The organism is Flavobacterium sp. NRK F7, from assembly GCF_024054195.1.
GTDB lineage: Bacteria > Bacteroidota > Bacteroidia > Flavobacteriales > Flavobacteriaceae > Flavobacterium.
In genome coordinates this window covers 1,706,515-1,722,235 of sequence record NZ_JAMXLB010000001.1, presented here as the reverse complement: position 1 = coordinate 1,722,235, position 15,721 = coordinate 1,706,515, and the positions used below count along the sequence as shown (strand labels likewise).

Annotated in this window: 10 protein-coding genes and 6 tRNA genes; 6 read left to right on the top strand and 10 right to left on the bottom strand. The window is 35.5% G+C overall.

What is annotated here, in order from left to right; all coding sequences use genetic code 11:
- Positions 1 to 38 precede the first annotated feature (38 nt).
- The 9 genes from NHF47_RS07515 to NHF47_RS17250 form a co-directional block, all read right to left on the bottom strand.
- Positions 39 to 1,136, bottom strand: a complete 1,098-nt coding sequence (locus tag NHF47_RS07515; protein ID WP_252764341.1) for a slipin family protein — start codon at positions 1,134 to 1,136, stop codon at positions 39 to 41.
- 762 nt (positions 1,137 to 1,898) lie between these two features.
- Positions 1,899 to 2,216, bottom strand: coding sequence for a hypothetical protein (locus NHF47_RS07510; protein WP_130735458.1), 318 nt, complete (start codon positions 2,214 to 2,216; stop codon positions 1,899 to 1,901).
- 31 nt (positions 2,217 to 2,247) lie between these two features.
- Positions 2,248 to 2,331: transfer RNA gene (locus NHF47_RS07505), tRNA-Tyr, on the bottom strand.
- A 6-nt stretch (positions 2,332 to 2,337) separates the two neighbouring features.
- A tRNA-Pro gene (locus tag NHF47_RS07500) sits at positions 2,338 to 2,410 on the bottom strand.
- Between the two features lie 8 nt (positions 2,411 to 2,418).
- A tRNA-His gene (locus tag NHF47_RS07495) sits at positions 2,419 to 2,489 on the bottom strand.
- 6 nt (positions 2,490 to 2,495) lie between these two features.
- Positions 2,496 to 2,568 (bottom strand) — tRNA-Asp (locus NHF47_RS07490).
- A gap of 22 nt (positions 2,569 to 2,590) precedes the next feature.
- Positions 2,591 to 2,664, bottom strand: a tRNA-Lys gene (locus tag NHF47_RS07485).
- A gap of 5 nt (positions 2,665 to 2,669) precedes the next feature.
- Positions 2,670 to 2,743 (bottom strand) — tRNA-Arg (locus NHF47_RS07480).
- 235 nt (positions 2,744 to 2,978) lie between these two features.
- Positions 2,979 to 3,101, bottom strand: a complete 123-nt coding sequence (locus NHF47_RS17250) for a hypothetical protein (protein WP_256476986.1) — start codon at positions 3,099 to 3,101, stop codon at positions 2,979 to 2,981.
- Between the two features lie 744 nt (positions 3,102 to 3,845).
- Here NHF47_RS17250 and NHF47_RS07475 point away from each other — a divergent pair.
- Together NHF47_RS07475 and NHF47_RS07470 are read left to right on the top strand one after the other, a co-directional pair.
- Positions 3,846 to 5,927 carry a hypothetical protein gene (locus NHF47_RS07475; RefSeq protein WP_252764340.1) on the top strand — a complete coding sequence of 694 codons (2,082 nt, stop codon included), beginning with the start codon at positions 3,846 to 3,848 and terminating at the stop codon, positions 5,925 to 5,927.
- Positions 5,928 to 5,955: 28 nt separating this feature from the next.
- Positions 5,956 to 7,455, top strand: a complete 1,500-nt coding sequence (locus tag NHF47_RS07470; protein ID WP_252764339.1) for a hypothetical protein — start codon at positions 5,956 to 5,958, stop codon at positions 7,453 to 7,455.
- Positions 7,456 to 8,619: 1,164 nt separating this feature from the next.
- Here NHF47_RS07470 and NHF47_RS07465 read toward each other — a convergent pair.
- On the bottom strand, positions 8,620 to 10,041 hold the full coding sequence (locus NHF47_RS07465) for an RtcB family protein (RefSeq protein ID WP_252764338.1): 1,422 nt from the start codon (positions 10,039 to 10,041) through the stop codon (positions 8,620 to 8,622).
- Between the two features lie 150 nt (positions 10,042 to 10,191).
- On the opposite strand from NHF47_RS07465, the gene NHF47_RS07460 reads away from it, so the two are divergent.
- The 4 genes from NHF47_RS07460 to NHF47_RS07445 all read left to right on the top strand — a co-directional run bounded on the left by NHF47_RS07460 (position 10,192) and on the right by NHF47_RS07445 (position 15,721).
- Positions 10,192 to 11,868: a tetratricopeptide repeat protein gene (locus NHF47_RS07460; protein ID WP_252764337.1), complete on the top strand. Its 1,677-nt coding sequence runs from the start codon at positions 10,192 to 10,194 to the stop codon at positions 11,866 to 11,868.
- Between the two features lie 131 nt (positions 11,869 to 11,999).
- A complete protein-coding gene (locus tag NHF47_RS07455) occupies positions 12,000 to 14,255 on the top strand; it encodes a T9SS type A sorting domain-containing protein (protein WP_252764336.1) in 2,256 nt (751 codons plus the stop codon).
- Positions 14,256 to 14,375: 120 nt separating this feature from the next.
- On the top strand, positions 14,376 to 15,152 hold the full coding sequence (locus NHF47_RS07450; protein WP_252764335.1) for a hypothetical protein: 777 nt from the start codon (positions 14,376 to 14,378) through the stop codon (positions 15,150 to 15,152).
- The gene (locus NHF47_RS07445; RefSeq protein WP_252764334.1) at positions 15,149 to 15,721 is read left to right on the top strand and encodes a hypothetical protein; all 573 of its coding nucleotides are present in this window, start codon (positions 15,149 to 15,151) and stop codon (positions 15,719 to 15,721) included. The genes NHF47_RS07450 and NHF47_RS07445 overlap by 4 nt, the downstream gene beginning before the upstream one ends.

Genomic DNA, 15,721 nt, shown 5'->3' with positions numbered 1-15,721 from the left:
GAATTTACATCCATAAGCCTTTCCCAAATTAAACTAAACTATTTCACAAAAATTTCGCGCAATTGTCCGATAACGTTGCCACCTCCAGAAATGGTAATCTCTCCAATCTTATCTGCAATCTTTTCTACATATTCCATTTCTTTCAATTTCCACAACATTTCATTTTCTTCCATCAATTTGGCAGTATTCAACATATTACGCATCGCTGCGGTTTCTTCACGACGCATAATACTGTTCGCTTGTGCTTTTTTCTCTGCTACCAAAACCTGGTTCATGATTTCTTTCATATCACCTGGTAAAATCACATCACGAATACCCGCTTCTTGAATCACAACCCCTAAAGCAGCAGCTTTATTTCGTGTGTCTTCCAAAATGATTTCGGTAATGCTCTCTTTTTTGTTTAACAATTCATCCAAAGTAAATCCGCCTACAAAAGCACGCAACGCCAACTGCATCAATACATACAATTGTTTTTCATACTCTTTGTTGTCGATAACCGCTTTGATAATATTGGTTACTTTGAAATTCACAAAGAAGTTAATACGCAAAGCTGCTTTATCTTTGGTCAACAATTCCTGACCAGAAATTTCCATTTGCTTTTGACGCATATCTACATAAACCACTTCTACTGGAATGGCATTGTTCCAAAAGTAGTAGGTTCCTGCGGTTAACTCTTTGTTGAAAATACCATTGATAAACAACAACCCTTTCTCATAGCTTGCTACTTGAAATTTTCGAGTGTATACTTTCAATTTGATGTTCTCTAACAAACCTCTTTCGATTTTTTCAGTAATCTCAACTTTTGTTAAATCTACCTTTACGAATTCATTCTTCAAATAGCCTTTCCAGAACGCATAACGACCGGTTTGCAATACTTCTTTAAATATACCATTGGTAAAGTACAACGCCATTTCGGTATCGCCTACTTCAACAATCTCTAGCATAGCAGCCAATTCTTGGTTCTCTAACAAAATATTCAATTCGACTGGAGCCACAAAAGAATGTTTCATCTCAAAGAGTTTAACCTCTTTCTTTCCCCAAATCCAGTATTTACCTTCTTTTAAAATTTGTACCAACTTACCGCGTTCAAATACCAAACCAACTTGGTAAGCATTAATAGTAATTAATCGAATCATTTCTTTATATTTTTAAATTTTAATTTGCTTTTAAAAAGAAAATTTTTGGTTTTTATCCTTCACCCAAAACGGAATAAGGTTAGTAAACAGAAGCATTCTCATGGTGTACTGTTTTATGGTATCGGTTTATAAAAAACCAATCGTCACACAGCAAAGCAAAAGAACGGTTTTGAAAACGAAGCCCTGTTCAGGTTTCTTCGTAAGTGTTTCGCTTTTTTTTGAAAAATAACGAAACTGATAAAAACCAAAATATTTTCAATGATGTACCTTTTTAAGAGTCGTACGTCTCTTTCTAAAGACAGATTTACAGTCTGTTTTTGGCACTCTAACCAAGCTGAGCTAATACTCCATGATGAGTATATCGGAATCGAACCGATGACATCCAAAAGTTACAGTTTACAAGAACCCAATCTTGCGCGTTTGACCAACTCCGCCATACAGCCAAAGTGGCTGTAGCAGGATTCGAACCTGCGAAAACTTTGGTGGATTATTTTTTGGAAAACAACCCAAAACCTCCAAGCCAAGTTGCATAATACGACTTCATACACCTTCGTGCAAAACGCATCACATTAGTGCTATACAGAAACACCCAACAGGACTTGCTTGATATTTTTATCCTAATATTGTCATTTCGACGTAAGGAGAAACTTTAGTTCAGCGTAGCTAAATCTCATAATCATTTTTATTAAAAGAACGTTTTTTCTTTATCGCTGAACAAAGATTCAAAACAGTGTGCGCAATTATTTTTCGTTGTAAAAAAACTTATAATCCCATGCGTTTTTGATGTTCTTTATCGCGTACATCGATGGCTCCAAACGGACTTCCTTTGAAATAGCCAATATTCACAAATCCGTTTTCTTCCGTTATAAGAGATTCTTTCTTGGTTATGGCTCCTGTATACTTGGAACCATACTGACCTGTTAATTTTTTAGTCACCACATCTACATCGCCCCATTGTGGTGTTTTACCCGTATAAATGGGTTCTACAAAATAGATGATTCCAGTAATTCTCGACTTCATCAAAAATCTACCCGTCTCATCCGTGTTGGTCAAAAATCGTTTTAAAATGTCTTGTCTCATCTTCTTTTGTTTTAAATTAAACTTCATTTAGTGGAAGTAGTAGGATTCGAACCTACTCAGTCAAAAGACAACGGTGTTACAGACCGCCTCAGCTCTCCAACTCTGACGTACTTCCATTATGTCTGGGAAGTAGGATTCGAACCTACAACCTCCTGCATCCAAAGCAGGTAAACAACCAATCGTTATCTTCCCAGTTATTTAGGGTGTTTTCGGGATTCGAACCCTGCTCTTTGAATTCACAGTTCAATGCTTTACCAAATAAGCTAAAAACACCATTTGCGGCTTATACGGGAATCGAACCCGTTTCTCCCGAGAGACAGTCGGGAAGGTTAGCCAGTAACCCCAATAAGCCAGTCCCTTTCTAAAGACTCATGTAATTCCGTCAGGATTTGAACCTGAGACCCATCGCTTAAAAGGCGATTGCTCTAACCAACTGAGCTACGAAATTAGATGTAATGCGAGAAGGATTTGAACCTTCAACCTTTCGATTCGTAGGCGAACGCTCTTTCCAGTTGAGCTATGACATTCTTTTTTATAGTATAATCTTCATCCTTTTGAGAGCGAAGCGTATCGAGTCATTTTTTCCTAATAAAGGTTCTCGATACCTTTTTTATAAAATTGCTCTTCACATTTGATAAAAAACACTCAAACTAACGAACTGCGATTTACAAAGTACTAATCACTAGGTACTAATCACTAGCATACATAAAAAAAGCACCTCTTTTGAAGGTGCTCCATATTTATATAATAGTATACTACATACTATTCCCTAAATGGAGACACCCAATTATAATCACTATAAAAACTCGGAAGATTGCATCCTACGAAAGCTGATTTTGCTTTTCTGTCTACTAGTGCTATATGTTGTTTAAAATCTCGTTTCATTTTTATTGTATATTATATGAATTCTAAATTATTATTAATTCGTAATTTCTAATTCGTAATTCTTAATCGCTATTGCTTTATTATTGTTATTGCAATTGATATTGATATTGTTTCTTCTAATTTTCTGAGGCAAAGATAAAGTGAAAAAAACGGAACTTCCAAATCTTTTTTTAATTTATTTTATTGATTTTCAATTAGTTAAACCTAAATTTAAGCAATACAATCCCGATCCGTTTTACAACAGATACTTCGAATTTTGCAAATGACTGTCTCTCATTTGGTTACTCATTTTTGTTTATTTCAGCTCGGGTTTACTTCGCATTCACTATTTTTTTAAAAATTTTTCTCATTTTTATGATTATTACTGTTTTTACTTCGTTTTTGAACATAAAAAAAGCGTCCTTTTGAGTAAAAGGACGCTTTGAAATATGATATAATCGCTTACTTTAACGCATACATAATGATACAAAACACCCTTTTCGTTTACGAGGAAAATCTCCTCCTAAGCGATAAATTGACTTTACAAGTGCTATACTATGTGTGTTTTGTGTTCTCATTTCGAGGGCAAATATAGGATTTATTTTGAAAGAATTCTTTTAAATTTCTTTTTCCCAACAGCTTATTCCACAAATAAAAGTATCTAAAATAAAATTACACCCCTTCATAAACAGGTAATTCTACGCTGTTTTTTCCCAAAGGATAACTGTAATTTTATACGATATTAATTCAAACAACATCATAAACATGGAAACAAAAGAAAAAAAACAAACGGACAAAAGTAGCAGTGCGGCAACTTCTACTTTTCAATTCAGAACTCCTGCGGCCATTCAAGATTTTTCGGATAACTCCTTAAAACAAGAAGCCATGAACGCGCTTTGGAGCTCTAATTTAGACGGCTTTACCCAACAAGGAATGCTTAACAATCCTTGGAATACAAACAATACTCCTAAAACCACCAATTATTTTAACCCTATAGATGACAACACACAAAGTAGTGCTTTAAATATCAAATGGAATGCTTTTCCTGGGCGATTGGCTTTTAACTTTCCCAATGCCTCTCAAGATCAATTGAATCAAATGGCAGACACAGGAAATATGCCAGGAAAAATTACTAACAGTCCGTGTAGTGCAACAGGGCAACAAGTTGCTTATTTCCCTTACGGACCAAGAGGTTGGCAAGATGAATATTGCGAATGGGCTATTACAAGAGATACCAAAGGAAACATCGTTAGAATCGATTTTACTTGTGAAAATCCTGAATATTGGAACAGTTTATGGTTAATCGATCCGAATAAAGTGTTAGAACTGTATCAAACGATATTGGACAAACCACAAATTACTTTAGAAGATTTGAGTTTGCCAGGTGTTACGAATCCGATTACCAATCAACCTGTATATAATCCGTTGAACAAATGGAACTCGGGAACGGTTTCAGATAGTACTAAAGGAGGTGCGATTCATTTAACCAGTACACCCAATACCCTTCAAACGGAAATTGGTTTAGCCACCACCTCAACGGTTCAACGTTTTAATCCACCAGGTTCCACTGGAACGAGTACGATGTGGCCTTCTTCTCAATACAATGATTTAATTTGTGCGGGCCAATTTGGGCAACGGTACCGTAATAGTGATCCAAACATTGGAGGAAATGTAAATAATTTGGTTACCCAAGGCACCGTAGTAACTTTAGCCGATCCACCAGGATTATATATTCAAATGCCTGATTTTTCAAATTATGTAACTCCAGATAATACCCCAGCTTCGGATTTTTGGACGATAAAAAGAGGCTCTAAAACCTTAAATGATCAATATGGCAATCCGTTACCCGGTAATTTTATTTTACATGCGGTCTTTGAAGTTCCAAAAGACAAATCGTATACCGTAAGTGATATTAAAATTTCTGGTGAAACGATTGATTGGGGCTCTCAGGTTGCTGCAACTTTTAAAATGCAAATTGTAGCCGCAGGATATTCTGGTACTACACCTCAAGGATATAATCAGGTAACGGATATTGAAAAAGATGCCTTGGCACAACCTTTACAAATTTTCTACAAAGACTATTTTGATAAGATGTATAACACTCCAGTTCCCAACCCAGTAAACAATCCAATTTCGCTTTTAAGTAACAGTACGTATGTTCCTTTAAGTGTGAATGTTGGAACAACAAGTGCTAAAATGGTAGTTATTGCTGGAACGTGTACAGCAAAAGAAAACCAACCAAGTACGTATCCTAAAATATCGTTTAACGATCCAAACATTACTGCAGTAGTCACCGAAGTAAAAGAAAATGTGTATTATGCCGTTCCCGGAAATAGTCAACCGAGTACGAATACAGCTTTATATATCACTGTAACGGTAGGTAGTGGAGCCAAAACAGGTCAACAAGGGGTTTTTGTAACCAATGTGGGTCAGCAACTGAGTACTGCAATGCCTGCTTTATTTTTAGTAACTCCCGTATCGGTTCAAGCGGATTTGGCATGGCAAAATACAGGTGTTGTACTGACGTCATCTAATAAAGCTCAAATCACCTATCAATCGGGATTATGGACTGCAAACCCCAATGACAATGGCGGAAAATTATACGATGCCAAAGGAAACCCAACCTTTATTCCTGCCAAAACAGGGTACACTATGCCTGGTGAAAATGAAGGTGCGCTTATTGGTAAAGTGGGGAATACGGTTTTCTTAGTAGGTATGGGTGCAACAGTACCAGCAGGTGTTTCGGGAGAAATTCAACTTTGCATCAACGACGATTTGAATGCCTTATATGGAGTAGGTTTAGTAGATAATTTGGGAGCAATTACAGTTGCTATCGAAGTACAATAAGTAGTCCTTTTAAAATAAACTAGAAAACATGAAACTACTTCATTTTAAAATTACAATCTTGATAAGCTTATTTGTCATTGGTTGGCTCTCTTTACGAAATACGAGTAGTCAAAGTGCCACGTACCAGAAGATAGCTACTGTTGACAACTCTTGTGATTGCTACTCTACATCTCCTTTAACAAAAATTGTCATCAATTTTAATGGCAATGTACCGGGAGATTTACTTTCGTTTACCAATCAATCTCAGGCCAATTGTTTTGCTTGGCAAGAATTTATCAGTTTGAATTGGCCTACCACTAAAAGTGCTTCTTTTGGAGATCCTGGAGACACCAATCCGGTAGCATGGGAAACCTATATGCCCGAAAACGTATTGTTTCAACCCGAAGGTGTTCCACCTCCAGAATGGGGAACATTAGTGTCGGAGGAGTATGCTTCCAAGTTTAAAACCAGTCGCTTACAATTCAATCCATCCAAAACCAAATTGCTTACGTTTGCCGCAAAGTTTGATGTAAAGGACACGGTTAAAGGTTTGAATCCGAATCAGGCTGCCCCTTTTGGGAAACCCAATTGGCTAGGCGCACAGAACAAAACCAATGTTTGGTATGAGATCAAATTGAACTACGATTACTATAAGTTTGTAGTAGATAATGGGTATTACAATGCCATTACACAGCATGATAGTGTTCGAAATGGTGTGCCTATTAACTTTCCACAAGGTGTGTACAATGGTAAAGTAGGTGCTATAGAACTGAAAGCCGCTTGGATGGAAGTAGATACTCCAAGTTCGGCCAAATGGAAGCAGTACAAACTTTCCAATGCCATTGTAATGGATCCGTATACAGGGAAGTTACGCAATACAACTGTGGCTTTAGTAGGACTGCATATTTTGCATAAAACCCAAAACCAACCCACTTGGGTATGGGCTACCTTTGAGCATATCGATAATGTACCTGATGTGGCCAATGCACCCACACCAACTTATGGTTATAATTTTTACAATGCCAATTGTACGCCTACACAAGTAGCATTAAAGAATGGGAAAACGGTGACTGTTCCGTGTACGCCCAACACACCACCACCCTATTATTTATCAGAAGGTAGAGTGGCACCCATACAAGTAACGCGGGTAAACAGTATCGATCCAGAAGATGCGGTACCTATTAATACGAGAATGCAAAATAACATTAAAACGTTTTATCCGAATTCGGTGTTTCAGTATTACCAATTGGTGGATGTCATTTGGTCGCAACTGCCCATTCCCGATCCAACCAAACCCATTCAAGCACCACAAAATATTAACGCCTCTTCCATGTTGAGTGGAAAAGCCATAGTAGCCAATACCACTATGGAAAGTTATGTGCAAGATAGCAATACCTGTTACAGTTGTCATAAATACAGTACGATTGCCGACTACAGTAAAGACACCATAAATAATAATGTATTTGGCGATTTTAGTTTTGCCATTTCTGCGGCTCAGTATCCTAAGAATGGTAGCGCAATGAAATTTAAAAAGAAGGGTAAAAAGTAATTTTGTAAATAACTAACTTCTATACCTAGCACCCTATTCTTCTTCGGAAGAATTGGGTGCTTTTTTTAGGTGTTAAAGGAATAAACACCTAAAAAAAGCACCTCGTTTATGAAATACCAAAACTTGAGAATACTTCAGTGAACCTCAACCCTCTAAAATTTTAACTCGAGAAGTTAAACTTTTAGGTAGAGAACTTAAAATTTTATGTAGTAGGACGTAAAATTTTACCCTAGAGACTTAAAATTTTAAGTTGGTGCGTTAAAATTTTATGTCGGGGACTTAAAATTTTATGCTTAGCGCACTGCTGGTATGGGTTTTAGTCATTTTGAAGGAGGATTTTGGGCGTTAACTTGTCAACCTGTAAGGATCTCATGAATTGCCTTATGCTATTTTTTAATTTCTAATGGGATGCTTATACTTCAACAAGCTCAGTACAGGCTTTATGACAAGATTGAGGATAGAGTTATGAAACAAGTATACACACAAACTTGTCACCCTGTAAGGGTCTCATAAGTTGCTCTATGCTATTTTTTAGTTTCTGATGGGATGCTTGACAGCATGACAATATTGTGGATAGTATTTGAAATGAGTATACACACAAACTTGTCACCCTGTAATCCCGAAACTTCGGGAACATGAGTTGCTTTATCCTATTTTTTAATTGCTGATGGGATGCTTATACTTCGACAAGCTCAGTACAGGCTTTATGACAAGATTGAGGATAGCGTTTATGAAATAAGTATACACACAAACTTGTCACCCTGTAAGGATCTCATGAATTGCCTTATGCTATTTTTTAGTTTTTGATGGGATGCTTGACAGCATAACAAGATTAAGGATAGCGTTTATGAAACAAGTATACACACAAAATTGTCACCTTGTAAGGGTCTCATAAATTGCTCTATCCTATTTTTAGTTTCTGATGGGATATCTAAAACTTTTATATATCCATTTTAACCCAATAACCTAAAATTTTACGTTACAGACCGAAACGTTTAGGTTAGGAACCCAAAATTTTAGGTTAGGAAGCCAAAGTTTTACGTCTGCCTACGTAAAATTTTACGTGCCGGGACGTAAAATTTTACGCTAGATACCCAAAGTTTTACGTAGGGAGACGTAAACGTTTAGGTCTAGCGCATGGCTGGTAAGGGTTTTGTTAAAAAATTAATCCTCCCTACTTCCATCATCAGCCATTCGTACCATTTTAGGAGTAAACTTGGCAACGACATCGACTAAGGCTTCTTGGCTTGCCATTACTTGGTTGATGTCTTTGTATGCCATTGGAGCTTCGTCTAAACCAGCTCCAATTAAGGTAACACCATGGTCTTTTAAAATCGCTTGCATCTCCTTTTTCGTAATGTTTTTTATCGCCTGTGTTCGACTCATTTGTCTCCCTGCGCCATGCGATGCCGAATGCAAAGCTTCCGCTTCTCCTTTTCCACGTACTAAAAATCCGGGTGCGGTCATACTTCCTGGAATAATTCCCATCACACCTTTGGCTGCTGGTGTAGCTCCTTTTCGATGCACAATCACTTCTTCTCCATTATGAATCTCTTTCCAAGCAAAATTATGATGGTTTTCCACTTTGGCTAAAACGGTGGCTCCTAATGCTTGAGCCATTTTGTTATGAATTACTTCATGACAAGCGGAAGCATAATCGCCAGCTAAATTCATGGCAATCCAGTATTCCTGACCTAATTCGGTATCCAAACCTAAATAGGCTAAGTTTTTCGCTTTTTCAGGAAGTTTGCAATGTTCTTTGGCCAACTTCGTATACTGTCCGGCAATGGTAGCACCAAAACCTCTCGAACCCGAATGTGTTAACAAGGCTACATAGTTTCCTTTTGGAATGTTCAACACGGCATCGTCTTTTTCAAATTGGAGGATTCCAAATTCGACAAAGTGATTACCACCACCCGAACTTCCTAATTGCGACCACGCTTTGTCTTTCAATTGCTGGATGAATTTGTGGTTCGCAAACTCTTTTCGTTCCATCACTTCGTGATCGGCTTTGTACTGACCGTGAAATCCATGACCCGCACCAAACTTGGTATGTGCAACCAATTCTCGTTGGAACTTGGCTTCGTTTTCGTAATAAAATAATTCTGGAATATCGTATACCGATAATGCCATTCTGCATCCAATATCGACACCTACTCCATACGGAATTACAGCATTATTGGTAGCCAACACTCCTCCAATTGGCAATCCATATCCTTGGTGCGCATCGGGCATTAAAGCCCCAGCAACAGTTACTGGCAATTGCATCGCTACTTCCATTTGTTGTCTTGCTCCTGCTTCAATATGATCGGCTCCATACATTGCAAATGCAGCTGGGGTATCGTTTAACGCAATGAAATCTTCTGGCTTTTCATTGGATTTTTCAATAATGGCTTGAGCCAATGCACCGAATAAAGCATCATCCAAATAGGTTTCGGGTTGTGCTAAGACTTTAGTATAGTTATCCAGCATTTGTTCTTTGGTAAAACCCGTTCTTTTTCGGTTGCATTTTAAAGCAATACCAATTAAACTTCCTTCTGCATACCCTAAGGCTAATAAATCGTTTCCGTTGATAGCTGTGTTCATAACTGTAAATTTAATGTATTTTGGTAAACCAAGTATTTTTGTATTGGATGCATTGGTAAACCTTCTTATTTTGATACTGCAAAGATTTTATATCCATACGCAATTATTTCGCGTAGTACTAAAAAATTGTATTTTTGCAAAAAACGTCGAGTGGATTCAATTTGGAAATTTTCTTTATTCTTAGGCAAACTGGTATTCCTTTTACTGATCTTATCGACTGTAGCAGAGGCACAATCGAAAGATCCTATGTCGGTTGAATTACTTTCCCATATTCAACACACAAAATCCGACTCCTTACGCCTTCACTACAAAGTAGAATTAGCCAAACATCTTTTAAATAAAAACATCGATACTTCAAGAATTATTTTAGACGATGTATTGCATGCTTTAAATCAAATTTCCAACCCATCACAATATTTGAAACGCAACAAAGCCGATGCCTTAAACTATTGGGGAATTATCAATGCCAAGCAAGGATTGTCGGAAGAGGCTTTAGCGACCTATTTACAAGCATTAGAACTCAGTGAAACGATAAAAGATTCGTCCATGATTGGTTTAACTATACACAATTTAGGTATGTTTTACCGAAGACAACATGAGTATGAAAAGGCCAAAGCCTATTTACAAAAAGCCCTTCGCATTCGTCATCAAATTAAAGAAAAATCCAGTGATATTGCCATGTCTTACAATATGCTTGGCGTGACGTATTTTTACAACAAACAATACGATTCGGCATTAATCAATTATAAAAAAGCGGAAGCTTTATATACTACCAAGCACGATAAATCGAAAGTAAATGGCAATTTGGCTTTATTGTATTATACCCTTAAAGACTATGACAAAGCCATTTTTGTTTTTAAAGAAAATATCCAAATTTTTAAAGAGTTACAAATACAAAATGAGCTTAGTATTTACCATAAAAATCTAGCGGGTTGTTATCAAGATATGGGGTTGTATGAAAAAGCCATCCAACATTTAGATAGTGCCATTGCTATTGCTGAAAAATTAAAACACAAAGATTTGTTGCAAAAGGAATATTTCAACCGAAGTTTGGCCTACCAAAGTAAAGGTGATTATAAAAAAGCATTAGCCGATTTTAGTTTGTACAAAGCCTATAACGATTCCTTAAATAATACTGAAGAAGCCAAACGCATAACTGCTTTGGAATTGAATTACAAGTTTGAAAAAGAAAAATTACAAGCCAATTTCAATTTAGAAACCGAACGCTCTAAAAAACAATTGTATTTGATTTTGTTTGTGCTTACTGCAGTTTCAGCCGTGACCATATTTGTATTAGTCCGAAAAAATACGAAATACCAATTGGATCTTTCCAAAAGAAAGTTAGAAGAAGAAAATCTACAGCGAAAAAATGCCGAACAAATTTTACAACTGAAAGAAGCCGAACTTAAAACGGAGTTTCTTAATAACAAGATTAAGGAAGAGGTACAGCATTATTTTGAAAAGGAATTGAAAGCTATTTTAAAATTGAGCGAAGAAGAAAGAACTAAAGCCATTAAATCACTTTTACTTTCTGTAAAATCGAAAAGCTCTGATTATGGTCCTTCCCAAAATTTAACGGAATATATTGATCAGGTTAGTCACGAATTTAAAATTAAAATCAACACCCATTTTCCATTTTTCAATGAGAAAGAAAAAAAGCTATTGTATTTAATGAAATTAGGGTTGTCTACTAATGAAATTAAAGACCTTCAAAATACGAGTTTGGCATCGGTAAAATCGATTCGTTATCGCATTAGAAAAAAACTTGAAATCGATTCTGAAGCGGATATCATTGCGTACATAGACAACTATCCAACTACTACCTAAAATTGGTTCAACACCCTTATTTTAGAGAGTTGCTACCCATTTGCTACCCTTGTTTTCTTTTCTTACTACCCTAAAATGTTTTCCTTTGCACTACACAATTTTACAACTTAGAAAACATAAACAAACATTTTATGATGAAAAGATTTTTACACGTAACGATCCTGTTTTTTTCTCTTACCGTTTTTGGTCAGTATACCGCTATTCCTGACGCAAATTTTGAACAAGCTTTAATCGATTTAGGAATTGATACAGAAGGAACATTAAACGGTTTAGTGTTAACTTCTGATGTAGCTTCTGTAGTCAACATAGATTTAGACGGAAGAAATATCTCTGATTTAACGGGCATTGAAAGTTTTGCTGCCTTACAAGTATTGCGTGTTAGAGGTAATAATTTAAGCGAAGTAGATCTTTCTAATAATGTAAACCTAACCACTTTCTATGCGGGTTACAACAATCTTACTTCTGTAGATTTATCCGCAAATACTAGTCTGACTCGAATTGCTTTTGAAGTAAATCCGTTAAGTGAATTGTTATTTTCTAGTGCACCTACTGGAATTTATGAAGTAAACCTTTCGGCTACTTTACTAACAAGTATTGATTTAAGTGCGTTAACCAACTTAACCTACTTTCTTATCAAAGACAATTCCGTATTAGAGCGCATTTCTGTAAAGAATGGGAACAATACAGGAATTGTATCTTTTCAATCTACTAATACGCCGTTACTAACGTGTATTGAAGTAGATGATGTGTCGTATAGTCAAGCCAATTGGACCAATATAGATCCGAACAATTCTTTCAGTACCAATTGTCATTTTGCTGACACTTATGTACCCGATACTAATTTTGAGCAAAGACTAATCGATTTAGGTTATGATACGGTTTTAGATGATTATGTACCAACAGCCAATATTTCAGGAGTTACTACTTTAAATATAAGCAATAGAAGTATTTCTGATTTAACAGGTATTGAAGACTTTGCGTCTTTACAAGTTTTTAACTGTAGAGGTAATTCATTTACAAGCTTAGACCTTTCTACTAATCCTACCCTAACTTCTTTAATTTGTGGTGCCAATGCGCTTACAACTTTAGATTTATCTGCGAATACTAATTTAACTAATTTAGCAGCAGAACTTTGTGATTTAACCTCTATTACATTACCATTGAGCATTCAGTTGATGAATATAGATGGCAATGAATTTACCGAATTGGATTTTAGTGGTTTACCTAATTTAAAATACCTATTGGTTAAAAACAATCCGTATTTATATGCATTAAATGTAAAAAATGGTAACAATACTAATTTTACAGATTTCCAAGCCACTTTAACACCACTTTTATACTGTATTGAAGTAGATAATCCTGCTTATAGTACTACCAACTGGACCACTGTTACATCTCAAGTTACTTTTAGAACGGAATGTACCGCTCCTGTAATTACGTTAACTGGTGCTAATCCACAAGAAATTGAATTAGGTGCAGGTTATACTGAATTAGGTGCTACTACCGATGATGGTTCGAGTGTGGTTATTGATGCTTCCGAATTTGTAGATGCAGTGGGATCGTATTCTATTTATTATAATGCTACTGATGCAGCTGGAAATGAAGCAGAACAAATGATTCGTACAGTAAATGTAGTGGATACCACACCACCTACTGCAAGTTGTGTGGGTGAAACTTGGTTGAACTTAGACGAATATGGAACGTATACCATTGACACTGCTGACATCAATAATGGTTCAGATGATCTTTCAGGGATTCAATCGATCAGTATTGATCGAGATAATTTTAATTGTTCTGATGTTGGTTCTCCAATAACCATTACTTTAACAGTAGTAGACAATAACAATTTAACTTCAACTTGTACTACCACCATTCATGTATCTGACAATTTACCACCTGTTTTTGATGCCAATACATTACCCCAAGACATGACAGTAGGATTTAATAATGCTAGCAATAACGGTTATATTTTACCTGATTTTACCGTGTCTACTGTGGTAATTGACAACTGTACTTCGTCTGTAGTTGCCGATCAATATCCTTCACCAGGACAGACTTTAACAAGCGGATTGCATACCATCACTTTAGAAGTATTTGATGCTTCAAACAATTTCGATTTTTATGAATTTGTAATTGATGTGGATGGAACATTAAGTTCTTCAACTCATACTATTGATGGTCTTGCAGTTTATCCTGTTCCAACACGTGATAAGGTTAATTTGGATATTGTAGTAGATGCTGTACGTGTAATAAACCTAACCGGTCAAGAAGTACTGCAATTGACTCAAACAGCTTCTATTGATTTGTCTGAAATGCCAAATGGTATTTATTTTGCACAAATTAGCAAAGATGGCAAACAAGAAGTGGTTCGCTTGATTAAAAAGTAGTTTTAGTTTAATTATAGAACCGACTTTATTATAATTTGGTTACTTTTAAGAACGAAAAGTCTGTATTGTTATACAGACTTTTTTGTTTTTAACGTATTTTAGTGGTTGAAATTGGTTTGCATGAAAAATATATTCTTATTTCTAATTTTCCTATTATTTACTTCTTGTGTAAATAAAGAAAAACAACTTGTGGGGCATTGGCATGAATTTGAAAAAGGAAATGATGATTTTATCTGCTGTCATACCATCACTGATAGTACGTATACGATTACGATGAATGTATTTGATTTTATGGCAGATTCCATTTTAAAAAGAGGGATTGATATCCAAAAAAATCAAGTGTTTACACCGCAAAAGAAAGGTGCTTTTGGTTATGACATAAACGATTTTTTCACTTCTGACTTTAGTGTAAAAGAAAATAAAGTATTCATTGAAGATTCCATATATTGGGTAAAACAAAAAGACGACAATAGCTCTTTTATATCGCATTTTTCTTTAGGTCTTTTAGTTGACATTCATCCGTTTGAAACCAATCAGACAAAATTTAATTTTGACTTAAAACAAAATTCAAATGTGATTTTTATTGCGATTGGGAAACTTAAAAAATTAACTTTACAGCTTTCCGACAAGTATAATTTAGATGATTATTACCTTCAGTTAAATGATAAAATTTCTGACATAAAAGACTTCAAAGAATTTATTTTTTATGACTCATTAGAAAGAAACGAAGGTTCGCAAATTGTCATACTAATAAATGCAGATAGAAATGTACCTCAATCATTTTTATCGAAATTAGAAGCAGAAATTCTAAATTGTGGTTATCAAAAAAATCAAATGTACTATCTAACCATAAACTCGAATAAAAGAGTATATGGTTATAATCATCGCAGCTTATGAAAACCTATTTTATTTTCCTTTTAATTTTTTTCTTTTATTCTTGCACCCAAAAGAATGAAAGTACTACCGAAACACAAGAAGTGGTTTTAGATAGTGTACAAAACAAATTTGACACCATTTCACAACAAGAATTTTCTAGAGAAGAAACGCCAACTGATACCCTTTCAGAATTTAGTGAAACCGAAACCTATTATGTGATTGTGGTGGATACCAGTTTAAATTATGCTCAATTACATAAAAAAATGTTTGATGTTCAGCATGCATTTAAAATTGAGATTGACACCATGGGAAGATATTACAATCCTACAAAAGATTTAATTGTACTTCCAGAGGATGATGAAGACGAATTGTATGCAGGTGATTATTTTCCAAGACGTTTTCCTTCAGAAACCTTGAGTTTAGAATATTTATCTTTATACAAAAACAATAGTAATGACAAAACAATTGCTGTTGTTTCCGGTATATTTGAACAAGAAAAAAAAGCAGACAGCTCTTTGAAAAAGATTCAAAAAGTGTTTCCCAAAACATTTAAGCTAAAGACAGAAATGTTTGTTGGATGTTTGCATTAA

Coding starts and splice junctions, on each gene's coding strand:
- NHF47_RS07465 (WP_252764338.1), bottom strand. CDS start 10,041: ATGAACACAGCTATCAACGGAAACGATTTATTAGCCTTAGGGTATGCA.
- NHF47_RS07445 (WP_252764334.1), top strand. CDS start 15,149: ATGAAAACCTATTTTATTTTCCTTTTAATTTTTTTCTTTTATTCTTGC.
- NHF47_RS07470 (WP_252764339.1), top strand. CDS start 5,956: ATGAAACTACTTCATTTTAAAATTACAATCTTGATAAGCTTATTTGTC.
- NHF47_RS17250 (WP_256476986.1), bottom strand. CDS start 3,101: ATGAAACGAGATTTTAAACAACATATAGCACTAGTAGACAGAAAAGCA.
- NHF47_RS07515 (WP_252764341.1), bottom strand. CDS start 1,136: ATGATTCGATTAATTACTATTAATGCTTACCAAGTTGGTTTGGTATTT.
- NHF47_RS07475 (WP_252764340.1), top strand. CDS start 3,846: ATGGAAACAAAAGAAAAAAAACAAACGGACAAAAGTAGCAGTGCGGCA.
- NHF47_RS07510 (WP_130735458.1), bottom strand. CDS start 2,216: ATGAGACAAGACATTTTAAAACGATTTTTGACCAACACGGATGAGACG.
- NHF47_RS07450 (WP_252764335.1), top strand. CDS start 14,376: ATGAAAAATATATTCTTATTTCTAATTTTCCTATTATTTACTTCTTGT.
- NHF47_RS07455 (WP_252764336.1), top strand. CDS start 12,000: ATGATGAAAAGATTTTTACACGTAACGATCCTGTTTTTTTCTCTTACC.